Raw genomic sequence first — 21,799 nt, forward strand, 5'->3', positions numbered from 1 at the left:
TCACGTCCGCCCCTTGCCCCGTTGATTGACCGGCGCGGTGGCGCACACGTACGCTCGACCGGGTGCAGATCGACTGGGGGACAGCGATTGAATGTGACGGGCTGGTCACGAGACCCGCAACGACGGGTACGGAGCGAATTCCGGGAAATCCATCCCGGCCCCATCCCCTTTTGGGGCTTTCCCTCATGTCCCCCCGATCATCGGGGCCAGTAAAACGCCACTGTGGCCGCGAGCGTAATCCACATCGCGATCTGCGCTGTCCAGCGCCAGTTCAGTCCCTTCAGGCTACCGTACAGGCTGAGACCCGACACGATGGCCAGTGCACCGAACATGCCGCTACTGCGCAGCAGGGGTCCGAATTCTGTGGCTAACTGCGGATGCCGGCCCTGCAAGACCAGGTAAATGACCAGAACCGCGCACAGACCGAACGTAATGGCCGCAGCCGAGCCGAACAGAATTGCGTTGAGTACGGCGAGTGGTCGCATGATGATTTCCGTGGACAGCGGTGTGCGCGAATCGAAGAGAGTCGAGGTGCCGGGCGAGCCCTTGAGTTCCCGCCCGGACAGGCAATAACGTCGTCTTGCAACCTGCGCCGGTTTCGAGACGTTGGCAGACAGACCGAGGACGAGAAACAGTGTACCAGCCTCCGCGCGACAGCCAGATCCGCCACAGCGACGCCTCCACGACGCCGCGTCGGTTCACGCTGCTGTTCAGCCTTCCCGCCCTGCTCATTGCCTGTGCGCTGCTCGCCGGTACGGCGCAGGCGCCGGTCGCGAATGCGGTTGCCACCGCATCGACTCAGGACCTGACCCCCACCGAACGCCAGCGCCGGGTCAGCAAACTGGTGAGCAACGTCATCGAGCGCTCGCACTATCGCCAGTCGCCGATCAACGATCCCGTTTCCTCGCTGGTGCTCGACCGGTTCATCGAACAGCTCGACGGCGGTCGCAGCTACTTCCTGGCAAGCGACATCGCCGAGTTCGAACGCTATCGCTATCAGCTCGACGACGCCGTCGTCTCCGGCAAGCTCGAACCCGTCTTCGCAATCTTCAACCGCTTCCAGACCCGCAATCTCGAACGCATCAACTACGCATTGCAGTTGCTCAAGACAGAGCCGGATTTCACCGTCGACGAATACTTCGAGTTCGACCGCTCCAAGGCGCCGTGGGCCAAGTCGCCGGCCGAGCTGAACGAGATCTGGCGTCAGCGGGTCAAGAACGACGCGGTTTCCCTGATGCTGACCGAGAAGCCATGGAATGAAACCCGCGACGTGCTGCAGAAGCGCTACGAGCGTGTGCTGAAGCGCACACAGCAGGTCACGAGCGACGACATCTTCGAAGTGTTCATGAATGCGTTCGCGCATGTCTTCGATCCGCACTCCAGCTACTTCTCGCCGCGCAACTCCGAGGAATACCGGATCCAGATGAGCCTGTCGTACGAAGGCATCGGCGCCTCGCTGCAACTCGTCGACGACTACGTGACCGTGCTGAACGTCCTGCCGGGCGGCGCCGCCGCGTCGAGCGGCCAGATCAATGTCAACGATCGCATCGTGGCGGTCGGCGAAGGCAAGAACGGCAAGCCCGTCGACGTGGTCGGCTGGCGCCTCGATGACGTCGTGCAGCTGATCCGCGGCAAGGAGAACACGACGGTGCATCTGCAGATCCTGCCGGCCGGCGCAGCGCCAGGTTCGCCGCAGAAGGATCTGTTCCTGACCCGCAGCAAGATCACGCTCGAGGCCCAGGCCTCGAAGAAGGAAGTCCGCAAGGTCAAGCGCGGCGACCGCGAACTGACGGTCGGCGTCATCAACGTGCCGAGCTTCTATCAGGACTTCGAAGCCAAGTCGGCGGGCGAAAAGGACTATCGCAGCACCACGCGCGACGTACGCAAGCTGATCGAAGAACTGAAGACCGAACACATGGATGCGCTGGTCATGGACCTGCGCGGCAACGGCGGCGGTCATCTCACCGAAGCGACGGCACTGTCCGGTCTCTTCATTCCCGGCGGTCCGATCGTGCAGTTGCGCGAAACCGGCGGTCGCGTCGAAGTACTCGACGATCCGGAACCCACGATCGCCTGGGACGGCCCGATGATCGTGCTGGTCGACCGGTTCAGCGCCTCGGCTTCGGAAATCTTCGCTGCTGCCATCCAGGACTACGGCCGCGGCATCGTCGTCGGTCAGCAGACTTACGGCAAAGGCTCGGTGCAGAACCTGTATCCGCTCGATCGCTATGCGCTCGGACCCGAGCCCGGCTTCGGCCAGCTCACGGTGACGATCGGCAAGTACTACCGCGTGACGGGCGAAAGCACGCAGCATCGCGGCGTGCAGCCCGACATTTCGATGCCGACCGCCATTAGCACCGAAGAAGTCGGCGAAAGCACCCGTGAGAGCGCCCTGCCCTGGGATCGCATCCGCCCCGTCGAGTTCGGGCGCGAGGCGCAGTTGACTCAGGCGGTCGCGACGCTGGAGCAGGCGCATCAGCGGCGCATCGCGCAGGACGCTGATTTCGTGTCGCTGCTGGGCGATCTCGATTCCTTCGAGAAAGTCCGTACCCAGAAGAAAGTGTCGCTGAACCTGCAGAAGCGGATTGCAGAACGCGAGACGCAGGAAGCGGAACGGCTGGCACGCGAGAACACGCGTCGCGCTGCCCATGGCCTGACGCCGCTGGCCAAGCTGTCCGAAGTAAACACGGCGGAGGCGCCCGACCCGACGCTCGCCGAAGCCGCGGAGATCGCAGCCGACATGAGCGGGATGGGCAACCTGTATCTGTCGAAGCTCAAGAGCGACAACAGCGGCGCGCCTGCGACGCCCTGATTCTTTCTCGCCGGCCGGCGGATCAGCGATCCGTCGGCCGCGCCCTTACTTCAGCAACGCCTCGTACACATCCCAGTAGTCGTCGACGAGCACGTTGATCCCCGAACGATTGATGCTTTCCAGTCCCGAGACCGGCGATTCGGGCGGCGACATCGTGCCGATGGAATCCGTCAACGGCGTCGTATCGGCATCGCTTCGATAGGTCGCACGGGCACGCAGTGCGTCCGTGTATCCCTTGAGTCCGCTCAGGTCGTCGCTGTCCCTGCCGACGAGCTGCTTCGCCTCCCGCAGCAGCGCCATGAGCCGGACGCAGTCTTCGCGGTTGCCGTAGCGCAGATCGAAAACCGTCTTGGACGTTGCTTCCTTCGCCAGCATCGCCAGGCCGCCCGTGGACAGCAGCCCCACCAGTTGCTGTGCATAGGCGATCACGGCCGTATTCACGATGCGCTTGCCGTCGATCGATATGCCTTCGAAGGTCGGCGGCTGCTTTTCTTCCGCATCGGCGCGATCGTCGGATAGATCGGTGACGCGCGTTGCTGCTTCATCCCATTGCGACCGGATGCTCTCGATTTCCTCGGCCAGCCTGCCGCGCCGGAAGTAATTCCAGAAACCGCGCAGGGAAACGAGTCTGGCTTCGAGCTTCCTGAGCTGCGTCTCGAGCTTGTCCGCGGTCGTCCGCGCTTCCAGGATGCGTCGATCCAGGTCTGCGACCTGACGTCGCCGGGTCTGGTCGAACTCGATCAGATGACGCCGGCGTTCGCGATCCTGCTGCTGGTTCTGCAACTGCTGCGAGAAGCGAAGCAGGCGCTCGCCGCACGAACGCCACAATGCGCGTAACTGGAAATACACGAGGGCGTGGGTGGCGGCATCCGGATCGCCGAGATGCGCTTCGAGCTCGGCCAGACGCTCGTCGGCACGCAGCGCCGCGGCTTCCTGTTTCTTGAGTTCTTCGATGAGCTCATGTCGCTCTTCCTGCAGGCGACTCAGTTCCTTCTTGAGTTCGGCGCGATTCCAGTACAGACGCAGCAGCCGCTCTTCCTCGGCGGCCTGGCGAGTGCTCGGAAGAAGCTGTCCCAGCCGGTCGGAGATACCCATGCGCAGGGTGAGATGGCGGGTGCGGAAGGAAGGTGTCTGTAATCAGCGCGCCATTGCGGCGACGGGTGCAATCGTTCCCGCAAAACGATGACCGCGCTCGACGCAATAGTCGAGCCACTTGTTGAGCATCACGTTGCGCAGCCAACGATCGCCGACGGCGCGCGCAAGTGTCGAGCGCAGGGACTCCAGCATGGCATGCCGATGCCAGCGTGCGCAGGACTGCACTTCGGCGAGACGCGCGTCGTGATAGATGCGGATCTGCAGATCCGGATCGGCGACCACGATGCTGTCGTTCTCGAAGAGATAGGTGAGCGTCAACGTCGTCGTGTAGCGACTGCGCTCTTCGACGCGCAGGTGCAGCGGACAATCGTCCGTCACGACGGAAACGGCGGCGTCATCGATTGCAGACAGATCGCCGATCAGCCAGCTCAGACGGATGTAGTTGCTTTCGTAGAGCGACATGAGGCTCACGAAGCTCGCGGGCCGCGCCCGCCAGCTCACTGCACAGTTCGTATCGGTCTGCAGTGCCGCGACGTTCATGAATCGAATATAGCACAGCGAATTTGCGTATCTGCCGCTGCGCTGAGACCTGCGTCACGGCCGCAAACGACGCTCGACGCCGGTCTTGTCGAGAATCCGGCTGGCGATTTCCTCGATGGAGCATTCGGTCGTGTTGATATAGGGAATCCCGTAACGCCGGAACAATCCTTCGGCCGTACGCAGCTCGTAGTCGACCTGGGCCGGCGATGCGTAGCGACTGTTCGGTTTGCGTTCGTTGCGGATCTGCTGCAGGCGTTCGGGCGCAATCGTCAGACCATACAGTTTCTTTTCGTAGCGCAGCAGCGAGTTCGGCAAGCGGCCCGACTCGAACTCCTCGTCCGCAAAGGGATAGTTGGCCGCGAAGATGCCGTACTGCAGCGCCATGTACAGGCACGTTGGCGTCTTTCCCGAACGCGAGACGCCGACCAGGATCAGATCGGCGCGATCGTAGTCGTGTGCGATGGCGCCATCGTCGTTGGCCAGCGCGAAGTTGGTCGCGTTGATGCGTAACGTGTAGGCGCCCAGGTCCTGCATGCCGTGCGCCTTGCCCTGCGCGCGGGACGACTTTACGTTCAGTTCGAGTTCCAGCGGGCCGAGAAAGGCGTCGAAGAAATCCAGGAACAGACCATTGGCCCGTTTGATTACCTCGCGCAGGTCTTCCTGCACCAGGGTGCTGAAGACGACGGGCCGAACACCCTCCGCTTCGCCGGTTGCATTGATCCTTCGGACGGCTTCTTCTGCCTTGTCAATCGTGGATATAAATGGCAAAGTCACCTGTCGAAACGCCTGCCCGTCGAACTGTGTCAAGAGGCTGTGCCCCATCGTTTCCGCGGTCACGCCGGTCTGATCCGACACAAAGAATACTGTCCGTCGCTCCATCATTTCCCCGTTGCAACGCATTCGGCCGATCGGCCTTTCCCATACGCGTTGAAGCGTTCTGAGCGGCTCGCGTTCGTCGTAGAATCGCCGGCCTTGAGTGTTCACCCCTGCACGGCGTAGATCAAGAGGAATCCCTTTGACTGCTTACATCCTGCCCTTCGAGAAAGTAGGTCGGCATGACGTCGATACGGTTGGCGGCAAGAATTCCTCGCTCGGCGAAATGATCGGCCATCTTGCCGGCCTGGGCGTCACGGTCCCGGGCGGCTTCGCGACGACGGCACAGGCCTATCGGGATTTCCTTGCACACGACGGTCTCGCCGCACGCATCTCGCAGGCGCTCGCCTCGCTCGACGTCGATGACGTCGACAGGCTCACCGAAGTCGGCGCGCAGATCCGCAGCTGGATCCTGGCGACGCCGTTTCAGCCGCGTCTCGAAAAGGAAATCCTCGAAGCCTTCGAGAAGATGAGCGGCGGGCGCGACATCGCAGTCGCAGTGCGTTCGTCAGCGACGGCGGAAGATCTTCCGGATGCCTCGTTCGCCGGCCAGCAGGAAACGTTCCTCAACGTGCGCGGTCGCGATGCCTTGCTCAAGTGCGTGCACGAAGTGTTCGCCTCGCTGTTCAACGATCGTGCCATCGCCTATCGCGTGCACCAGGGCTTCAAGCACGACCTGGTCGCGCTGTCTGCCGGCATCCAGTACATGGTGCGTTCCGACGTCGGTTCGAGCGGCGTCATGTTCACGCTCGATACGGACTCCGGCTTCCGCAACGTCGTGTTCATCACCGCGTCTTACGGCCTCGGCGAAACCGTCGTGCAGGGCGCGGTGAATCCGGACGAGTTCTATGTCTACAAGCCCGCGATCCGCGCCGGCCAGGAAGCCGTCCTGCGTCGCACGCTCGGCGCCAAAGCCATCAAGATGGTCTATGCCGCCCCGGGCAGCGCCACGCGCGTGACCACCGTCGATGTGCCGGCTGAGGATCGACGCCGCTTCTCCATCACCGACCAGGACGTGCTCGATCTCTCGCGCCAGGCACTCATCATCGAAGAGCACTACGGCTGCCCGATGGACATCGAATGGGGCAAGGACGGCGAGACCGGCAAGATCTACATCCTGCAGGCCCGTCCGGAAACCGTGCAGAGTCGCGCCGGCCGCGTCGTTCAGCGGTTCTCGCTCAAGGGCAAGAAGACCAGCGTACTGACGACCGGCCGCTCCATCGGCCAGCGCATCGGCGCCGGCCCCGCGCGCATCATCCGCGACGTGAAGGAAATGACGCGTGTGCAGAGCGGCGACGTGCTGGTCGCCGACATGACCGATCCCGACTGGGAACCGGTGATGAAGCGCGCATCCGCGATCGTCACGAATCGCGGCGGACGCACCTGTCATGCCGCCATCATCGCTCGCGAGCTGGGCATTCCTGCCGTCGTCGGCTGCGGCGATGCGACGGAGAAGATCCGCGAAGGCGCGGGCGTGACCGTCTCGTGCGCCGAGGGCGATACGGGTTACGTCTATGAAGGCGAGCTGCCGTTCGAGCAGAAGAACATCGAACTGGATTCGCTGCCGTCGATTCCGACCAAGATCATGATGAACGTCGGCAACCCCGACCGCGCTTTCGATTTCGCCGGCATTCCCCACAGGGGCGTGGGCCTGGCGCGACTCGAGTTCATCATCAATCGCATGATCGGCGTGCATCCGCGCGCGCTGCTGGAATTCGACCAGCTGTCGCAGGAACTGCAGCAGACGATCCGTCGCCAGATGGCCGGGTATGCCGATCCGGTGTCGTTCTACATCGACAAGCTCTGCGAAGGCATCGGCACGATCGCCGCCGCCTTCGCACCCGAACCGGTGATCGTGCGTCTCTCCGACTTCAAGTCAAATGAATACGCCAATCTGATCGGCGGCCCGCAGTACGAGCCGCACGAAGAGAATCCGATGATCGGATTCCGCGGCGCTTCGCGCTACATCGACGAGGCGTTCCGTCCCTGCTTCGAACTCGAATGCCGCGCACTGAAGCGCGTGCGCGAGAAGATGGGCCTGAGCAACGTGCAGGTCATGGTGCCGTTCGTGCGCACGCTCAAGGAAGCCGAACAGGTGACGCAGCTCCTCGCCGCCAACGGCCTGAAGCGCGGCGAGAACGGACTGAAAGTCATCATGATGTGCGAACTGCCGACCAATGCGCTGCTCGCCGACCGCTACCTGCAGTACTTCGACGGCATGTCGATCGGCTCGAACGACATGACGCAGCTCACCCTCGGCCTCGACCGCGACTCCGCGATCATCGCCAGGCTGTTCGACGAACGTGACGACGCCGTGAAGGCGCTGCTCAAGATGGCGATCGATGCCTGCCGCAAGGCCGGCAAGTACATCGGCATCTGCGGCCAGGGCCCGTCAGATCATCCCGACCTCGCCCGCTGGCTGGTGGAACAGGGCATCGAGAGCATGTCGCTCAATCCGGATACCGTCGTGGAAACCTGGCTGTTCCTCGCAGGCAACAAGGTCTGACGGACTTTACTTCGTCCAGACCAGCAACCGGTTTCGTGCCGGCAACGAATAATCCGCTGCGAACTCGAGTTCGCAGCGGGTTCCCAATGTCTGCAAGGCGCGATCGTCGCGGATGCCCATCTGCGGATCGCGCGCCCGCAGCGATTCATCGAAGGCACGATTGGAATCGCTGGTGAACTGCCCATCGCGATTGAACGGGCCGTAAAGACAGAAGCAACCGCCCGGCTCCAGCGCCACGCTCACGCCGGCGAACATGGCCTCGACGTCACCCCAGCTCATGATGTGCGCGGTGTTCGCGCTGAAGGCATAGAGCGCCTCCCTGACAGGCCAGACTTCCTGGCGCACATCGAGCGCATATGGACCGCGCAGGTTCGGCAACGCAGCTTCATCGATCCACTGCCGGATGCCATCGAGATTCTCTTCGCGATCGGTCGCCGACCACATCAGATGCGGCAGGTGCGCAGCGAAGTGAACGGCGTGCTGCCCAGTGCCCGACCCGATCTCCAGCACCGTCCCCGGCCGCAGGAACCACGACTTCAGCACATCGAGAATCGGCCCCTTGTTGCGCTCGCACGCTTCGGAGTGCGGCTTCGGCATCAAGGGACTCGCAGGAAGTGCGTCCGGTAGTGCGCCAGTTCGCGGATGGAATCGCGAATGTCATCCATGGCGAGATGTGTCGAGGTCTTCTGGAAGCTCGTGTGCACTTCGGGCGCCCAGCGCCGCGCCAGTTCCTTCAGGGTGCTGACGTCCAGATTGCGATAGTGGAAGTAGCGTTCGAGATCCTTCATCTCGCGCGCCATGAAGCGTCGATCCTGACAGATGCTGTTGCCGCACATCGGCGAGACACCGGGCTCGACCCACTGACGCAGAAATTCGAGGGTGCGGCGCTCGGCCTCCGCCGTCGTCACCGTGCTGGCGCGAACGCGCGCCGCGAGTCCCGACGAGGCGTGCTGCCTGCGGTTCCAGTCGTCCATGGCATCGAGTATGGAATCCGACTGATGAATCGCCAGCACCGGCCCTTCGGCGAGCGTGTTGAGATGCTTGTCGGTCACGACCGTCGCAATCTCGATGATGCGATCGGAGTCCGGCTTGAGACCCGTCATCTCCAGGTCGATCCAGATCAGTCGGGTCGGATCGCGGTCGTTCACATCGGTCCCCTTCGAATGTCGCGGCGTTGCCCATCATAACAGCAGCGGCTAAGCTCCCGATCGCTCCATTTCTGCGCAAATTCCTTCAATCACAAGACTCCCGATGCATTGGTTCACCCTGCTGTTCGTGCTGCTTCTGATGTTGTCGACGCTGCTGCGCAGCTGGCTGAATCAACGGCAGATCGCTGCGGTGGCCCGGCATCGCGACCGGGTTCCCGAAGCATTTGCCGGGCAGGTGGACATCGATTCGCACCGCAAGGCGGCCGACTACACCGTTGCGCTCGGCCGCCTCAATCGCTGGGACATTCTGCTCGATGCCATCATCGCACTGGCCTTTACGCTGGGCGGCGGCCTCCAGGCCATCGATCTCGCCTGGCAGACGGCAGGCCTGGGCCCCGTGTGGCACGGCACGGCGGTAGTGCTGTCGGCATTGCTGGCGATATCGGCCATCGGCCTGCCGCTGTCAATCTATCGCACGTTCGGCATCGAAGCCCGTTTCGGCTTCAATCGCATGACGGCGGGATTGTTCATCGCCGACCTGCTGAAGGGGTTGCTGCTGACCCTGCTGCTCGGCGGTCCGCTCGTGTTCGTGATCCTGTATCTCATGCAGCGCGCAGGCTCGTTGTGGTGGGTCTACGCATGGGGCGTCTGGGTGGGGTTCACGCTGTTCGTGACCTGGGCCTGGCCGCGCTTCATTGCACCGATCTTCAACAAGTTCACGCCGCTCGCCGATGAGACGCTGAAACAGCGCACTGAATCGCTGCTGCAGCGCTGTGGCTTTTCATCGCAGGGCGTGTTCGTCATGGACGGCTCGCGACGCTCGGTGCATGGCAATGCGTACTTCACCGGCGTGGGCCGCAACAAGCGCATCGTGTTCTTCGACACGCTGGTCGAACGCCTGCAGGCGACCGAGATCGAGGCCGTGCTGGCGCACGAGCTCGGGCACTTCCGGCTGCATCACGTCCGTTCGCGGCTGATCCTTTCGCTGCTGTTCGGCCTCGGCGGACTGGCGCTGCTCGGCGTGCTGGCCGCCTGGCCGCAGTTCTATCCGGCCCTCGGCGTCAGCCAGCCGTCCGCCCATGCCGCATTGCTGTTGTTCATGCTCGTCCTGCCGTCGTTTACGTTCTTCCTGACGCCCATCGGCGCCTGGTGGTCGCGCAAGCACGAGTTCGAGGCGGATGAGTTTGCGGCGAAGTTCTCCGATGCCCGCGAACTCGCCGAGGCGCTGGTCAAACTGTATCGCGACAATGCGACGACATTGACGCCCGACCCGCTGCATTCGACCTTCTACGATTCGCATCCGCCGGCACTGACCCGCATCGCCCGATTGCAGCAACTCGCGGCGCAACGCGCCTGAGACGGAATCGCCGCCATGACATTCATGAACGCGCCGGTCGAGTTTCCCGCGCGTGTCGTCGAATCTTTCGGACGCCGCGCGATCGTGCGCACCGGCGATGGCGAACGACTGGCCACCGAACTCTTCGGCAAACGTCTGTCGATCGTCTGCGGCGATGAAGTTCACGTACGCATGCCGCGACCGGTCGCCGCGGCGTCCGGCGATCCGCCGCGCATCATCTCCGTCGCGCCGCGCCGCACGCTGCTGCAACGTACCGACAGTCGCGGCCGTACCGAACCGCTCGCTTCCAACCTGACGCTGCTGGCCGCCGTCATCGCACCGGAGCCTGCCGTCGATGCCTACATCGTCGACCGTTATCTCGCCGCCGCCGCCTATGCACAGATCGACAGCGCCATCATCGTCAACAAATCCGATCTCGCGGCAGCCGCGGGATTTGCGGCACTGATCGACGAATACCGCCATGCCGGTTACCCCGTCGTCGCGGTTTCCGCCCTCAATCGCGACGCCATCGACGATCTGCGCGCCTTGGTGAAGGGCCAATCGACCCTGCTGGCAGGACAATCCGGCGTCGGCAAATCGACGCTGACGAATGCATTGATTCCCGATTCCGAGCAACTGACGCGCTCGCTGTCCGACGCCACGGGCGAAGGGCGGCATACCACCGTATCCACCGCCCTCTTCCGCATTCCCACCGGCGGAGAACTGATCGATTCTCCCGGCGTACGCGATTTCGCTCCCGCACTCGTCAGCGATGCGACGGTCCAGAGAGGCTGGCCCGAAATCGTGAGGGCTGCGCCAGGTTGTCGCTTCCACAACTGCCTGCACCTGCGCGAACCGGGATGCGCCGTCATCGCCGCCGTGGAAGAAGGCGCGTTCTCCGCCCGCCGCTACGAAAGCTACAAGCGGCTGCTCAACATCATGCGCGAACTGGCGCCGGACTACGAACGGCGGCGCTGAAGGATAAGAGTTTCACACGGAGATCACGGAGGACACGGAGGTCGGAGAAGAGAAGAAAAAATTCCACGGGGGACACGGGGAGCACGGGGTCTCGGAACAGAAGAATCTTTTCTTGTCCCCGTGTTCCCCGTGTTCCCATTCTTCCCCCGTGGAAATTCTTACTTCTTGATCTCTGACTCCGTGATCTCCGTGATCTCCGTGTGAAACTCCCTGCTTCTTCAACTCAGCGTGTGCCGCCCAGCGAGGGCATGGGCGAGCGTACCGCCGTCGACATATTCGAGTTCGCCGCCGACCGGAACGCCGTGGGCGATGCGGCTGGATTTCACCTGATACCGCGCCCCCATCTCGGCGATGACGTGGGCCGTGGCGTCGCCCTCGACGGTGGCGTTGGTCGCCAGGATGGCTTCCTTGATTTCGCCCGTCTGCAACAGGGCGGACAACTCGGCGAATCCGAGTTCGTCGGGGCCGATGCCATCGAGCGGCGACAGATGGCCCATCAGGACGAAATAACAACCGCGATAGCTGCCAGACTGCTCGATGGCAGCAACGTCCGCGGGCGACTCCACGATGCAGAGCAGGCCGCGGTCGCGGCTCGGCGAAGCACAGACCGGACACAGCTCCGCTTCCGCGAACATGCGGCAGCGCTGGCAGCGACCGATGGTGCCGACCGCCTTCTGCAAGGCGTCGGCTATCGCGCTGGCGCCATTGCGATCCTTCTCCAGCAGGTGGAATGCCATGCGTTGCGCCGACTTCGGCCCGACACCGGGCAGGCAGCGCAATGTTTCGATGAGTCGAACCAGTGTGGGCGGGTAGATCACGACATCAGAACGGCAGCTTGAATCCGGGCGGCAGGTTCATCCCGCCCATCACGCCCGACATCTTCTCCTGCGTCGCGCGCTCGACTTTCTGGACGGCATCGTTGACCGCCGCCGCGACCAGATCCTCGAGCATGTCCTTGTCGTCGGCGCTGACGATCGACGGGTCGAGCGCGACACGCAGCACCTGATGTTTGCCCGTCATGGTGACTTTCGCCATGCCGCCGCCGGCCTCGCCGGTGACCTGCAGACTGGCGATTTCCTGCTGCGCACGCTGCAGGTTGGCCTGCATCTGCTGCGCCTGCTTCATCATGTTGCCGATGTTGCCTTTCATGAAAACTCCTGGAAAACGCGCTCAGGCGAGCGAGCGCACTCGATTGCTATTCGATCGGCCGAACCGAATCCGGCTGCACCGTCGCACCGAACACATCGCGCATCGCGCGAATGTTCGGATCCGTTTCGATGGAACGCCGCGCGCCCTGCAGGCGATCGTCCGCCGCGGCTTTCAACTGCCTCGCTGGCGTATCCGCAATGACTTCCTCCTGCAGCGAAATCTCCAGCCTGACGGTCTCGCCGAAGTATTCCGACAACGCCTGCGCCAGTTTTTCCTCGAGCGCGGGCCGATGAAATGCGTCGCCGTCCCGATCCAGCGTCAGGCGGATCTTTCCCGGCTCGCGACCGGCGAGCACGCAATGCGCAGCGAGCTGACTGACGGGCCCGTGCAGATTCAGACTGCCGACGATGGCACTCCATTCGGTATTCGCTGCACCCTGCTTTACTGCAGGGGCGCTGCGCGTGGGAGCCGCGACGGGCCGCGATTGCGTCGGCGTCACGGCGCCGGGCGACGGCGAAGCTGCAGCGCCGTCATCGGCAACGCCGAACGCAAGCATGCGCAGCAGCACCATCTCGAATCCGGCGCGCGCATCGGGCGCGAGTTCCAGATCGCGCCGGCCGACGATCGCAATCTGATAGAACAGCTGGGTGTCTTCCGGCGTCATGGCCGCGGCGAGACGTTTGTAGGCTTCGATGTCTTCGGCTTCGTCCAGTTGCAGGTCGGGAACCGCCTGCAGCAACGCAATCTTCTGCAGCACGGCGGCCAGTTCGGCGAGCACCTGGCGATATTCCGGCGCACGTTCGTCGAGTTGCTCGACGCAATCCAGCACCTTCCTGGCATCGCGCGAGACGACGGCATCGATGAGGCCGAATACCTGCGAACGGTCGAGCGAGCCCAGCATGGTGCGGGTGTCTTCAGCGGTCAGCTTCGCGCCGCCGAAGGCGATGACCTGATCCAGAAGACTCAGCGCATCGCGCATGCTGCCTTCGGCAGCGCGCGCCACGAGCCGCAGCGCATCCGGTTCGAAGTCCAGTTTTTCCGCCTGGGCGATCTCGGTGAGGCGCTTGAAGATCATGCCCGGCGGAAAGCGCTTCAGGCTGAACTGCAGGCAGCGCGACAGCACGGTCACCGGCAGCTTCTGCGGATCGGTGGTCGCGAGCAGGAACTTGACGTGCGGCGGGGGTTCTTCGAGCGTCTTGAGCAGCGCATTGAACGAATGCGCCGAGAGCATGTGCACTTCGTCGATGAGGTAGACCTTGTAGCGACCGCGGGTCGGCGCGTACTGCACGTTGTCCAGCAGCTCGCGCGTATCGTCGACCTTGGTGCGCGAGGCGGCGTCGACTTCGATCAGATCGACGAAACGGCCTTCATCGATTTCCTTACACGCCGCGCACTGCCCGCACGGCGTCGCCGTCATGCCGGTTTCGCAGTTGAGCGACTTCGCCAGGATGCGCGCGATCGTCGTCTTGCCGACGCCGCGCGTGCCGGTGAACAGGAAGGCGTGATGCACCCGCCCCGTCGTCAGCGCATTCGTCAGCGCGCGCATGACGTGCTCCTGACCGGCCAGTTCGCTGAAATTGCGCGGCCGCCATTTGCGGGCGAGAGCGAGATAGGACATGAGGGTGACTGGCGACTGGCGACTGGCAAAATCCGAGGGGCGAACTTTACACGACACTACCAAGACTGTCGGGTGCAGGTCGCCGGCCACTCTGGCCAGCGGCCAGAAGCCAGTCGCCGCCAGCCGGGCGACGGCCCGCGCCGGCACCTCTCCGGCGCCCGATATCACCGTTACCGTTGCTCCCTTCCGGGCCTGGCGGGGTTCGCGGCTGATCGTCGCGGAGAAACCGACGCGAGCCGCCATAGGACCAGGAGGGACCGAAGCGGCATTCGGGCGAGGCCCGAAAAAGAGGCGCGGAATATAGCAGCCGCGACCGGCAGCGGATAGCCGACGACCGATTAACCCCGCCCGCGATACGCCGCGACGCCTTGATCCGGAATCCACAGCTCCGCCGGCGGCTTGCCCGTCTGCCAGAAAACATCGATGGGAATTCCGCCGCGGGGATACCAGTACCCGCCGATCCGCAGCCAGCGCGGCGACAGGAACTGCACGAGACGATCGGCGATCGCGATCGTGCAGTCCTCGTGAAACGCGCCGTGATTGCGGAACGAGCCCAGGTACAGCTTCAGCGACTTGCTTTCGACCAGCCACTTGCGCGGCACGTAGTCGATCACCAGATGCGCGAAATCCGGCTGACCCGTGACGGGACACAGCGACGTGAACTCCGGCGCCGTAAACCGCGCGAGATAGGTCTTGTCGGGATGCGGATTCGGCACGCGCTCGAGCGTCGCCGCCTCCGGCGACTGCGGCCAGGCAACTTCCTTCCCCAGCAGTGATACTGGCGGCTCCGCTGAGCCGCTGCCCTTGCGCCTGGCCATCCGCGAAATCTCCTACAGGTTGTCCGATGCGTAATCCGCGAGCCGCGAGCGTTCGCCGCGGGTCAATGTGATGTGCCCCGCATGCTCCCAGCCGCTGAAGCGATTCACGACGTAGGTCAGACCGGAAGTCGTTTCCGTCAGATACGGCGTATCGATCTGCGCGATATTGCCCAGGCACACGAGCTTGGTGCCCGGGCCGGCGCGCGTCACGAGCGCCTTCATCTGTTTCGGCGTCAGGTTCTGCGCCTCGTCGAGAATCAGGAAGCGGTTGAGGAACGTACGGCCGCGCATGAAGTTCAGCGAACGGATCTTGATGCGGTTGCGCAGCAGATCGTTGGTCGCCGCCCTGCCCCAGTTGCCGCCTTCCTGGCTCTGGGTCAGCACTTCGAGGTTGTCCATCAGCGCGCCCATCCACGGCTCCATCTTTTCTTCTTCCGTGCCGGGCAGGAAGCCGATGTCTTCGCCGAGCGGAATCGTCACGCGCGTCATGATGATTTCGCTGTAGCGGTTGCTTTCCAGCGTCTGCGCCAGACCCGCCGCGAGCGTCAGGAGCGTCTTGCCCGTGCCGGCGGGGCCGAGAATGGTGACGAAATCGATCTCGGGATCGAGCAGCAGGTTCAGCGCGAAATTCTGTTCGCGATTGCGGGCCGTGATGCCCCAGATACCGTGGCGTTCGTTGCGATAGTCGCGCACCAGTTCGAGCACCGCGCCGTTGCCGTCGATGCGGCGCACCAGCGCCTCGAGCCCGTTGGGATCCTTCTGATGCAGGAACTGGTTGGCATGCCAGTCGCGCACCATCGGCCCCTGCACGCGATAGAACGTGCGCGCGTGCTCCTGCCAGGAGTGCATGTTCTTGCCATGCTTCTCCCAGAAGTTGGCTGGCAGTTCCAGCGAACCGGTGTACAGCAGGTCCGCGTCTTCGATCGTCTTGTCGCTGTAGTAGTCCTCGGCCTGCACGCCGATGATCGACGCCTTGATGCGCAGGTTGATGTCCTTGGACACCAGCGTGACGCGCGCATCGGGATGCTCCTTCTGCAGCGCCAGCGCCTGGCCGAGAATGGCATTGTCGGCGCCGTGTCCCGGCAAGGTCGCCGGCAGTCCGCCGCTCAGTACCCTGGTCTGGAAGAACAACCGGCCGCTCGGACGCTTCTTGTGGCCGTTGAGCTGGTTGGTGCTGGGCAGCGGCAATCCCTTGTCGATCTCGTTCTTCTTCGCGCCTTCCATCAGCTCGTCGAGGAAGCGGCTCACCTGGCGCACGTTGCGCGCGGCTTCCGACAGGCCCTTCTTACCCGCATCGAGCTCTTCCAGCACGATCATGGGAATGAAGATGTCGTGTTCTTCGAAACGGAAAATCGCGGTGGGATCGTGCATCAGCACGTTGGTGTCGAGGACGAAGATGCGTCGTTCCCGACTGACTTTACGGCCGCGCGCAGCGCTGCGGCCGCGTCCGGATTCAGAGGTGTCGCCTTTGATCATGGATATCTGGGAGCCTCCGTGTTGAGGGCAGGGAAATCTTCAGAACGGCTCGACGGGCGACCGGTCGGTTGCATCAGAGGGCTTTCACTGCAGTCAGTACCTCCTGCACGTGTCCCGGAACCTTCACCTTGCGCCACTCGCGCCTGAGCACGCCGTCGGCATCGACAAGGAATGTGCTTCGTTCGACGCCCATGTACTTGCGGCCGTACAGGGTCTTTTCCTTCCAGACTTCGAACAGCTCGCAGACCGTGCGGTCTTCGTCCGAAAGCAGTTCGAACGGGAACGACATCTTCGCCTTGAACTTCTCATGCGACGCCAGCGAATCCGGCGAAATCCCGACGACCACGGCGCCCGCTTTTTTGAAAGCGGCATGCAGGTCGCGGAAATCCTCGCCTTCCCTGGTACATCCCGCGGTGTTGTCCTTGGGATAGAAGTAGATGACGAGCGCTTTGCCCGCCGCATCGGACGATCTGAAAGTCTTGCCGCCCGTGGCCGGCAGCGAAAAGGCGGGAATCTTCTTGTCCAGCGTTGCTGAGCGGGTCGGCATTGGCGCTTGGGTTCAGGCCTTCTAGGACTTCAGCGGTTCGAGAATGGCATCCAGGTTGAACTGGTCGCAGAAGTCCATGAACTCCTCGCGCAGTGCCGCAATGTGGATCTTGGACGGAATGTGCGCGACGAGCTGGACGGCGAACATCGGCGCCCCGGTATGCGCAGCGGCGTAGCTGCGGGTGTTCAGCTCGGCAATGTCGATGCCGCGCGAACTGAAAAAGCCGGCAAGGTTGAACACGATGCCCGGCTGGTCCAGGCACACGACATCGACGGAATAGGTGACGACGTCCTTGCGCGGCGCGCGCTGCTCGGTCCGCCGCACGCTGATCGTGATGCCGGTGGAGTCGCTGAGCTTCTTGAGTTCCGTCTCCAGCTTCGCCAGCGTGTGCCAGTTGCCCGAGACCAGCAGCAGCATCGCAAACTCGCTGCCGAGCGCGCTCATGCGACTGTCGACGATGTTGCCGGAACAATCGAGCACGACCCTCGTGAGGTCGTAGACCAGGCCGGTGCGATCGCCGCCCAGCGCGGAAATGACGATGAATTGCATCCCTGAACGCAGTGACTGTGTTGACTGCGGGCGAGTGTACAGGCTGCGGCAGTCGCGATCTATGCGGCTTGCAGTCGTGCGCAAAACGATCGGCCAGCGGACTTGCAGCAGCCGCGCCGCGGCCAGTACGATCCTGCTCTCCTCGCAGCAAGGATTCCCATGTTCAGCGGCAGCATTGTGGCCATCGTCACGCCCATGCAGGCGGACGGTGCAGTCGATTTCGGCGCGCTCGATCGACTCGTCCAGTTCCACCTCGACAATGGCACCGACGGCATCGTCGCGGTCGGCACGACCGGCGAGTCGGCAACGCTCGATGCCGATGAGCACATCGAAGTCGTGCGCAGGACCGTCATCAAGGCCGCCAAACGCATTCCCGTCATCGCGGGCACCGGCGGCAATGCGACGACCGAGGCCATCGATCTCACGCGCCGGGCGAAAGAGGTCGGCGCCGATGCCTGCCTGCTCGTTACGCCCTACTACAACAAGCCCACGCAGGAAGGGTTGTATCGCCACTTCAAGGCGGTCGCCGATGCGGTGCAGATTCCTCTGATCCTGTACAACGTGCCCGGCCGCACCGCCTGCGACATGCAGCCGGAAACCGTCGCGCGCCTGACCGAGGTCGCCAGCATCGTGGGCCTCAAGGAAGCCAGCGGCTCGCTGGAACGCAACCGCAAGCTCGTCTCCCTGGTCGGCAGCCGGCTCGACCTGCTGAGCGGCGACGACGACATCGCGGTCGAAAGCACGCTGGCGGGTTTCAAGGGCGTCATTTCCGTGACGGCCAATATCGCTCCGCAAGCCATGCACGATGCCATCGCCGCGGCGCTGGCGGGCAATACCGATGCGGCCCGTCGCATCAACGACACCCTGGTCCCGCTGCACAAGGCCCTGTTCCTGGAATCGAATCCGATTCCGGCGAAGTGGGCGTTGGCGCGAATGGGGCTGATGGCTGACGGAATCAGGCTTCCCCTGACCCCCTTCGCCGCTCCCTTCCACAGCCAGGTACTGGACGCCCTGCGGACCGCCGGAATCACGTTTGCCTGAACCGCGTTTGCCTGCGGCCCAGCCCGGCGTGTAACCTTCGCGCCCCAGCGATTTTCCAGCCGCGGAAAGGTGGCCGAGTGGTCGAAGGCGCTGGACTGGAATTCCAGTAACATCTTCACGGGTGTTCGTGGGTTCGAATCCCACCCTTTCCGCCATTTCAAGGACTTGCGAGGCCAGGTCAAGACTGAACCTCGCAGTGTTCCTCCCAAATGTTTCCATTTGGTTTCCACTTTTTTTCCACGAACAATGACGCAGGTCGCTCCGCGCCGGTGACACGGACGCAATCCGAACCGTCACCGCTGCGTAAGTATCACGGCGGCTCTCTCCCTCCCGCCACCGGCAGATGCCATCCCCAACGAATCGCCATCATGCGAAGGCTGAAACAGACGAGTCCGCCGCAGAGCGCGGAGACGATCACGGGAACGTTCAGCATGTGGCCGCCCGCGACGATGCCGGCGCCGACAAGAGCGGCGACTGCGTAGAGATCCGAGCGCAGCACGGCAGGAATCTCGGCGAGCAGTACGTCGCGGGCCACTCCGCCGCCGATGCCTGTGAGCATGCCCAGGAGCGCAGCCATGAGCGGACTCAATCCGAATGCCAGCGCCTTCTCCGTGCCGGCGACTGCGAACAGGGCCAGTCCCATGGCATCCAGCAACCGCACCGGGTTGCGGAGCCGCTCGATCCAGGCAGACCAGAAAAAAGCGCTCACGCCCGCCACGAGCGATACGGTCAGATAGCGCCAGTCTTTCAATGCCGCCGGCGGCGTCGCGCCGATCAGCAGGTCACGCAGGATTCCGCCGGACGTGGACGCGGCGAACGACAGCACCAGGACGCCGAACAGGTCGAGGCGACGCCGGATTCCCGCCATGGCGCCGCTGAGTGCGAACGCAAATGTTCCTCCCAGATCGAGAATGAGGACGAGCGTCCGCTGCAGTTCCAGGTTCGCTTGCAGATCGATCATCGACTATGAAACCGACGCCGTCGCGCCTTGCGAATCGCGGGCGCGCGCGTTCCACAGCACGGCCACGCCGCCGATCGCAGCCGCGATGGAAGCCGCGAACACGGCGATCTTCGCCGCCGCGAAGTCCGAAGCCACCGGGAATGCCTGCGCGGCGATGAACAGCGACATCGTGAAGCCGATGCCGGACAGCACGCCGGCGCCTGCGACCTGACGCCACGTGTATTCCGGCGCCTTGCGCGCCACGCCGCAGCCGACCGCAAGAAGACAGAACAGGGTCATGCCGAGCGGCTTGCCGATCACGAGGCCGCAGAAGATCGCCAGCATCAGCGGTTCGTGACCCGCGAACACGCCGCCGCTGATCACGACGCCTGCATTCGCCAGCGCGAACAGGGGCAGCACGAAATAGCTGGAACTGGGCGCGACGTGTCGCAGCACGCGATCGGCCGGCGACTCGATCCGGTCATGAATCGCATCCAGGGCGCGCAACGCGGGAAGCGACGGACCGTTGCGAAGCACTTCATCGCCGCGGCTCGCCTCCGCGGCGACGATGACGTTGGCCTGCGTCATCAGGGCCTTCAGATGCGGCGGCGGGCGCGTCGGGATGAACAGCGCGAGGATCACGCCGGCAAGCGTCGCATGCACGCCGGAGGCATGAATGCAGATCCATAGCGCGATGCCGATCAGCAGATACGGAGCGATGCGGTAGACATGCGCGCGATTGAGAAACGCGAGCGTCGCCGTGAGCGCGGCAGCGACCGCGAGATAGCCGAAGTTGATCTGCGAGCTGTAGAAGATCGCGACGACCGAAATCGCGCCGATGTCGTCCACGATCGTCGCCGCCGTCAGGAAGATGCGCAGTTCGATCGGCACGCGGCGGCCCATCATCGCAATCAGTGCGACCGCGAACGCCGTGTCGGTCGCCATCGGTACGCCCCAGCCATGACTCCACCGCCCTTCGGGAATCAGCAGCGAATACAGGATCGTCGGCACGATCATGCCGCCCAGTGCGGCTGCGATCGGCATTGCCGCGGAGCGCAGCGTGGCCAGATGACCCACCGTGAATTCGCGCTTGATCTCGAGTCCGACGATGAGAAAGAAAATCGACAGCAGGCCGTGATTGATCCAGTCGAGCGCAGGCATGCGCAGCGCGCCGCCGGCCACTTCGATCGCCCACGGCTGTTCCCAGAAGGCAGCGAACTGCGGGCCCCAGGGCGAATTGCTGATGACGACCGCCAGTACCGACATCAGCAGCAACAGCACGCCCGCGGAGGGCGCCCATGCGGCAAAGTCGAGCGCGGCCGCGCGAACCCGATGACCCAGCGAACCCAGCATGGCATCCGCCAGCGAACTTTCATCCCACGGTCCGTCGTAACGGCGGCCATTGATGAAGAAAGTCGGCGTGAACTTCACGCCGCTCGCGTGTGAACTCGCGATGTCGGCTTCCACCGCAGCCGCAGCGGCCTCGGCGCGCTCGCGATCCTGGCTGTCGACGCCCAGGTCGGCCGCGACGACCTGCAGATCTTCCTGCGTCAGCACACCGGAGCGCGTCATCAGCGCGATGTGCGCGCGCCAGAACTGTTCTTCGTCCCCGGCCTGCTCCACGAGTTCGGCAGCCTGCCGGGCAATGTCGCTGCCTGTCAGCGGCCGATGCCGAAAGACGTAGCGCATGCGCCCGCCGAACCGGTCGCGCAGTGCGGCGATGCGGGCATTCGCGGCGCGGCAATGCGGGCAGGCATAGCTGCCGTACTCGACGACCGTGAATTCAGCAGTCGCAGGTCCGAGGATGTGATCCCTGGTGGGGTCGACAGACCAGTCGAGCCGGTCGTGCGTAAACATCGAACGCGGAGCGACTTCAGGATTCCAGCCGGATCAATGCATCCACGACCCGCCGCATGCATTCCGCTCCCGTGCCGTTCGATTCAGGGCCGGTCATGCTTTCGTTGGATGCCGTCTGCAGCCGGCGCAGCTGGTCCTTCCACTGCAGGAGAATCGCGCGCTTCTGTTCGGCGGTGAAATCGCTTGCTGCCTCCAGAGCTTCCGGCGTTCCGAACGTCGCTCCGGGATTCTTCATGGCTTGCTCGAAATTCATCTCTGATTGCTCTTCACGACCGGAAATGCACCGGCCCGACGATGGCAGGATGCAGTCTGTCAACGCCTGAATTCAAGCTTGTCGGAACAGCTCATTCGACAGGCCTGCCCCGCCCCGCTTCCTACCGATAGTTGTAAAGATACTCGGCCACCATCTCCGCATTTGCAGGCGTCGCCGCCTCGAAACCATAGAACCGGCCGTACGTCGGCCTGAGCTGGTCGGTCGCGCGTCGCGCAATCTCGGCATACCACGTCGGCAGCATC

21 protein-coding genes, 1 tRNA gene and 1 other RNA gene are annotated in these 21,799 nt (G+C 63.6%); 6 read left to right on the top strand and 17 right to left on the bottom strand.

All coding sequences use genetic code 11. The features are described from left to right. Positions 1–197: 197 nt before the first annotated feature. On the bottom strand, positions 198–485 hold the full coding sequence (locus V7D81_RS00815) for a hypothetical protein (RefSeq protein ID WP_324313841.1): 288 nt from the start codon (positions 483–485) through the stop codon (positions 198–200). Positions 486–634: 149 nt separating this feature from the next. Between V7D81_RS00815 and V7D81_RS00820 the strand changes: the two genes are divergently transcribed. Next, a complete protein-coding gene (locus tag V7D81_RS00820; RefSeq protein WP_324313842.1) occupies positions 635–2,812 on the top strand; it encodes a carboxy terminal-processing peptidase in 2,178 nt (725 codons plus the stop codon). 45 nt (positions 2,813–2,857) lie between these two features. On the opposite strand, the gene V7D81_RS00825 is transcribed toward V7D81_RS00820, so the two are convergent. Genes V7D81_RS00825 through ppsR form a run of 3 tightly spaced genes read right to left on the bottom strand, consistent with a single transcriptional unit; the run spans position 2,858 to position 5,329 of the window. After that, positions 2,858–3,907: a hypothetical protein gene (locus V7D81_RS00825; protein ID WP_324313843.1), complete on the bottom strand. Its 1,050-nt coding sequence runs from the start codon at positions 3,905–3,907 to the stop codon at positions 2,858–2,860. A 42-nt stretch (positions 3,908–3,949) separates the two neighbouring features. Then, a complete protein-coding gene (locus V7D81_RS00830; RefSeq protein WP_324313844.1) occupies positions 3,950–4,447 on the bottom strand; it encodes a DUF1249 domain-containing protein in 498 nt (165 codons plus the stop codon). Positions 4,448–4,501: 54 nt separating this feature from the next. Continuing rightward, the gene (gene ppsR / locus V7D81_RS00835) at positions 4,502–5,329 is read right to left on the bottom strand and encodes a posphoenolpyruvate synthetase regulatory kinase/phosphorylase PpsR (protein WP_349257585.1); all 828 of its coding nucleotides are present in this window, start codon (positions 5,327–5,329) and stop codon (positions 4,502–4,504) included. Positions 5,330–5,462: 133 nt separating this feature from the next. Here ppsR and ppsA point away from each other — a divergent pair, with 133 nt between their 5' ends. Next, complete coding sequence (gene ppsA / locus V7D81_RS00840) at positions 5,463–7,826, top strand: phosphoenolpyruvate synthase (protein ID WP_324313847.1); 2,364 nt, start codon at positions 5,463–5,465, stop codon at positions 7,824–7,826. 6 nt (positions 7,827–7,832) lie between these two features. Here ppsA and V7D81_RS00845 read toward each other — a convergent pair whose 3' ends face one another. Both V7D81_RS00845 and orn read right to left on the bottom strand, forming a co-directional pair. Then, positions 7,833–8,423 (bottom strand): DUF938 domain-containing protein, encoded by a 591-nt coding sequence (locus V7D81_RS00845; RefSeq protein WP_324313849.1) that lies wholly within the window; start codon positions 8,421–8,423, stop codon positions 7,833–7,835. Continuing rightward, on the bottom strand, positions 8,423–8,974 hold the full coding sequence (gene orn / locus V7D81_RS00850; protein ID WP_324313850.1) for an oligoribonuclease: 552 nt from the start codon (positions 8,972–8,974) through the stop codon (positions 8,423–8,425). Before orn ends, V7D81_RS00845 begins: the two co-directional genes overlap by 1 nt. 103 nt (positions 8,975–9,077) lie before the next feature. Here orn and V7D81_RS00855 point away from each other — a divergent pair, with 103 nt between their 5' ends. Both V7D81_RS00855 and rsgA read left to right on the top strand, forming a co-directional pair. Further along, complete coding sequence (locus V7D81_RS00855) at positions 9,078–10,331, top strand: M48 family metallopeptidase (RefSeq protein WP_324313852.1); 1,254 nt, start codon at positions 9,078–9,080, stop codon at positions 10,329–10,331. A gap of 15 nt (positions 10,332–10,346) precedes the next feature. Further along, positions 10,347–11,288, top strand: coding sequence for a ribosome small subunit-dependent GTPase A (gene rsgA / locus V7D81_RS00860; RefSeq protein ID WP_324313853.1), 942 nt, complete (start codon positions 10,347–10,349; stop codon positions 11,286–11,288). A 218-nt stretch (positions 11,289–11,506) separates the two neighbouring features. Here rsgA and recR read toward each other — a convergent pair whose 3' ends face one another. The 8 genes from recR to V7D81_RS00900 all read right to left on the bottom strand — a co-directional run bounded on the left by recR (position 11,507) and on the right by V7D81_RS00900 (position 17,445). Continuing rightward, positions 11,507–12,106 carry a recombination mediator RecR gene (gene recR, locus V7D81_RS00865; protein ID WP_324313855.1) on the bottom strand — a complete coding sequence of 200 codons (600 nt, stop codon included), beginning with the start codon at positions 12,104–12,106 and terminating at the stop codon, positions 11,507–11,509. Between the two features lie 4 nt (positions 12,107–12,110). Further along, positions 12,111–12,437 carry a YbaB/EbfC family nucleoid-associated protein gene (locus tag V7D81_RS00870; RefSeq protein ID WP_324313857.1) on the bottom strand — a complete coding sequence of 109 codons (327 nt, stop codon included), beginning with the start codon at positions 12,435–12,437 and terminating at the stop codon, positions 12,111–12,113. 46 nt (positions 12,438–12,483) lie between these two features. Next, entirely contained in the window at positions 12,484–14,055 is a 1,572-nt protein-coding gene (gene dnaX, locus V7D81_RS00875) for a DNA polymerase III subunit gamma/tau (protein ID WP_324313858.1), read from the bottom strand. Between the two features lie 135 nt (positions 14,056–14,190). After that, positions 14,191–14,287, bottom strand: an RNA gene (gene ffs / locus V7D81_RS00880) — signal recognition particle sRNA small type. 106 nt (positions 14,288–14,393) lie between these two features. Beyond that, entirely contained in the window at positions 14,394–14,873 is a 480-nt protein-coding gene (gene queF, locus V7D81_RS00885) for a preQ(1) synthase (RefSeq protein WP_324313860.1), read from the bottom strand. A 12-nt stretch (positions 14,874–14,885) separates the two neighbouring features. Further along, positions 14,886–16,349, bottom strand: coding sequence for a PhoH family protein (locus tag V7D81_RS00890; RefSeq protein WP_324313861.1), 1,464 nt, complete (start codon positions 16,347–16,349; stop codon positions 14,886–14,888). 73 nt (positions 16,350–16,422) lie between these two features. After that, positions 16,423–16,896, bottom strand: a complete 474-nt coding sequence (locus tag V7D81_RS00895) for a peroxiredoxin (RefSeq protein WP_324313862.1) — start codon at positions 16,894–16,896, stop codon at positions 16,423–16,425. 21 nt (positions 16,897–16,917) lie between these two features. Then, positions 16,918–17,445, bottom strand: coding sequence for a glycine cleavage system protein R (locus V7D81_RS00900; RefSeq protein WP_324313863.1), 528 nt, complete (start codon positions 17,443–17,445; stop codon positions 16,918–16,920). Positions 17,446–17,604: 159 nt separating this feature from the next. Here V7D81_RS00900 and dapA point away from each other — a divergent pair, with 159 nt between their 5' ends. Continuing rightward, positions 17,605–18,486 (top strand): 4-hydroxy-tetrahydrodipicolinate synthase, encoded by an 882-nt coding sequence (dapA, locus tag V7D81_RS00905; protein ID WP_324313865.1) that lies wholly within the window; start codon positions 17,605–17,607, stop codon positions 18,484–18,486. Positions 18,487–18,549: 63 nt separating this feature from the next. Beyond that, positions 18,550–18,641: transfer RNA gene (locus V7D81_RS00910), tRNA-Ser, on the top strand. Positions 18,642–18,796: 155 nt separating this feature from the next. Here the strand turns inward: V7D81_RS00910 and V7D81_RS00915 are convergent. From V7D81_RS00915 to V7D81_RS00925, 3 genes are read right to left on the bottom strand one after another with little or no spacing between them, the layout of a single operon-like run. Continuing rightward, positions 18,797–19,447, bottom strand: a complete 651-nt coding sequence (locus tag V7D81_RS00915; RefSeq protein WP_324313867.1) for a trimeric intracellular cation channel family protein — start codon at positions 19,445–19,447, stop codon at positions 18,797–18,799. A gap of 3 nt (positions 19,448–19,450) precedes the next feature. Next, entirely contained in the window at positions 19,451–21,283 is a 1,833-nt protein-coding gene (gene nhaA, locus V7D81_RS00920; protein ID WP_324313869.1) for a Na+/H+ antiporter NhaA, read from the bottom strand. 16 nt (positions 21,284–21,299) lie between these two features. Further along, entirely contained in the window at positions 21,300–21,518 is a 219-nt protein-coding gene (locus V7D81_RS00925; protein WP_324313870.1) for a hypothetical protein, read from the bottom strand. Between the last annotated feature and the right edge of the window lie 281 nt (positions 21,519–21,799).

Origin of the sequence: Povalibacter sp., assembly GCF_036735925.1 — a bacterium.
Taxonomy (GTDB): Bacteria; Pseudomonadota; Gammaproteobacteria; order Steroidobacterales; family Steroidobacteraceae; genus Steroidobacter.

Bases quoted from the DNA above. Each gene is read 5' to 3' on its own strand.
- V7D81_RS00845 (WP_324313849.1), bottom strand. From the start codon at position 8,423: ATGCCGAAGCCGCACTCCGAAGCGTGCGAGCGCAACAAGGGGCCGATT.
- V7D81_RS00925 (WP_324313870.1), bottom strand. From the start codon at position 21,518: ATGAAGAATCCCGGAGCGACGTTCGGAACGCCGGAAGCTCTGGAGGCA.
- nhaA (WP_324313869.1), bottom strand. From the start codon at position 21,283: ATGTTTACGCACGACCGGCTCGACTGGTCTGTCGACCCCACCAGGGAT.
- V7D81_RS00870 (WP_324313857.1), bottom strand. From the start codon at position 12,437: ATGAAAGGCAACATCGGCAACATGATGAAGCAGGCGCAGCAGATGCAG.
- dapA (WP_324313865.1), top strand. From the start codon at position 17,605: ATGTTCAGCGGCAGCATTGTGGCCATCGTCACGCCCATGCAGGCGGAC.
- queF (WP_324313860.1), bottom strand. From the start codon at position 14,873: ATGGCCAGGCGCAAGGGCAGCGGCTCAGCGGAGCCGCCAGTATCACTG.
- ppsR (WP_349257585.1), bottom strand. From the start codon at position 5,329: ATGATGGAGCGACGGACAGTATTCTTTGTGTCGGATCAGACCGGCGTG.
- V7D81_RS00915 (WP_324313867.1), bottom strand. From the start codon at position 19,447: ATGATCGATCTGCAAGCGAACCTGGAACTGCAGCGGACGCTCGTCCTC.
- rsgA (WP_324313853.1), top strand. From the start codon at position 10,347: ATGACATTCATGAACGCGCCGGTCGAGTTTCCCGCGCGTGTCGTCGAA.
- V7D81_RS00815 (WP_324313841.1), bottom strand. From the start codon at position 485: ATGCGACCACTCGCCGTACTCAACGCAATTCTGTTCGGCTCGGCTGCG.
- V7D81_RS00825 (WP_324313843.1), bottom strand. From the start codon at position 3,907: ATGGGTATCTCCGACCGGCTGGGACAGCTTCTTCCGAGCACTCGCCAG.
- V7D81_RS00855 (WP_324313852.1), top strand. From the start codon at position 9,078: ATGCATTGGTTCACCCTGCTGTTCGTGCTGCTTCTGATGTTGTCGACG.
- dnaX (WP_324313858.1), bottom strand. From the start codon at position 14,055: ATGTCCTATCTCGCTCTCGCCCGCAAATGGCGGCCGCGCAATTTCAGC.
- V7D81_RS00830 (WP_324313844.1), bottom strand. From the start codon at position 4,447: ATGAACGTCGCGGCACTGCAGACCGATACGAACTGTGCAGTGAGCTGG.
- V7D81_RS00890 (WP_324313861.1), bottom strand. From the start codon at position 16,349: ATGATCAAAGGCGACACCTCTGAATCCGGACGCGGCCGCAGCGCTGCG.
- V7D81_RS00900 (WP_324313863.1), bottom strand. From the start codon at position 17,445: ATGCAATTCATCGTCATTTCCGCGCTGGGCGGCGATCGCACCGGCCTG.
- V7D81_RS00895 (WP_324313862.1), bottom strand. From the start codon at position 16,896: ATGCCGACCCGCTCAGCAACGCTGGACAAGAAGATTCCCGCCTTTTCG.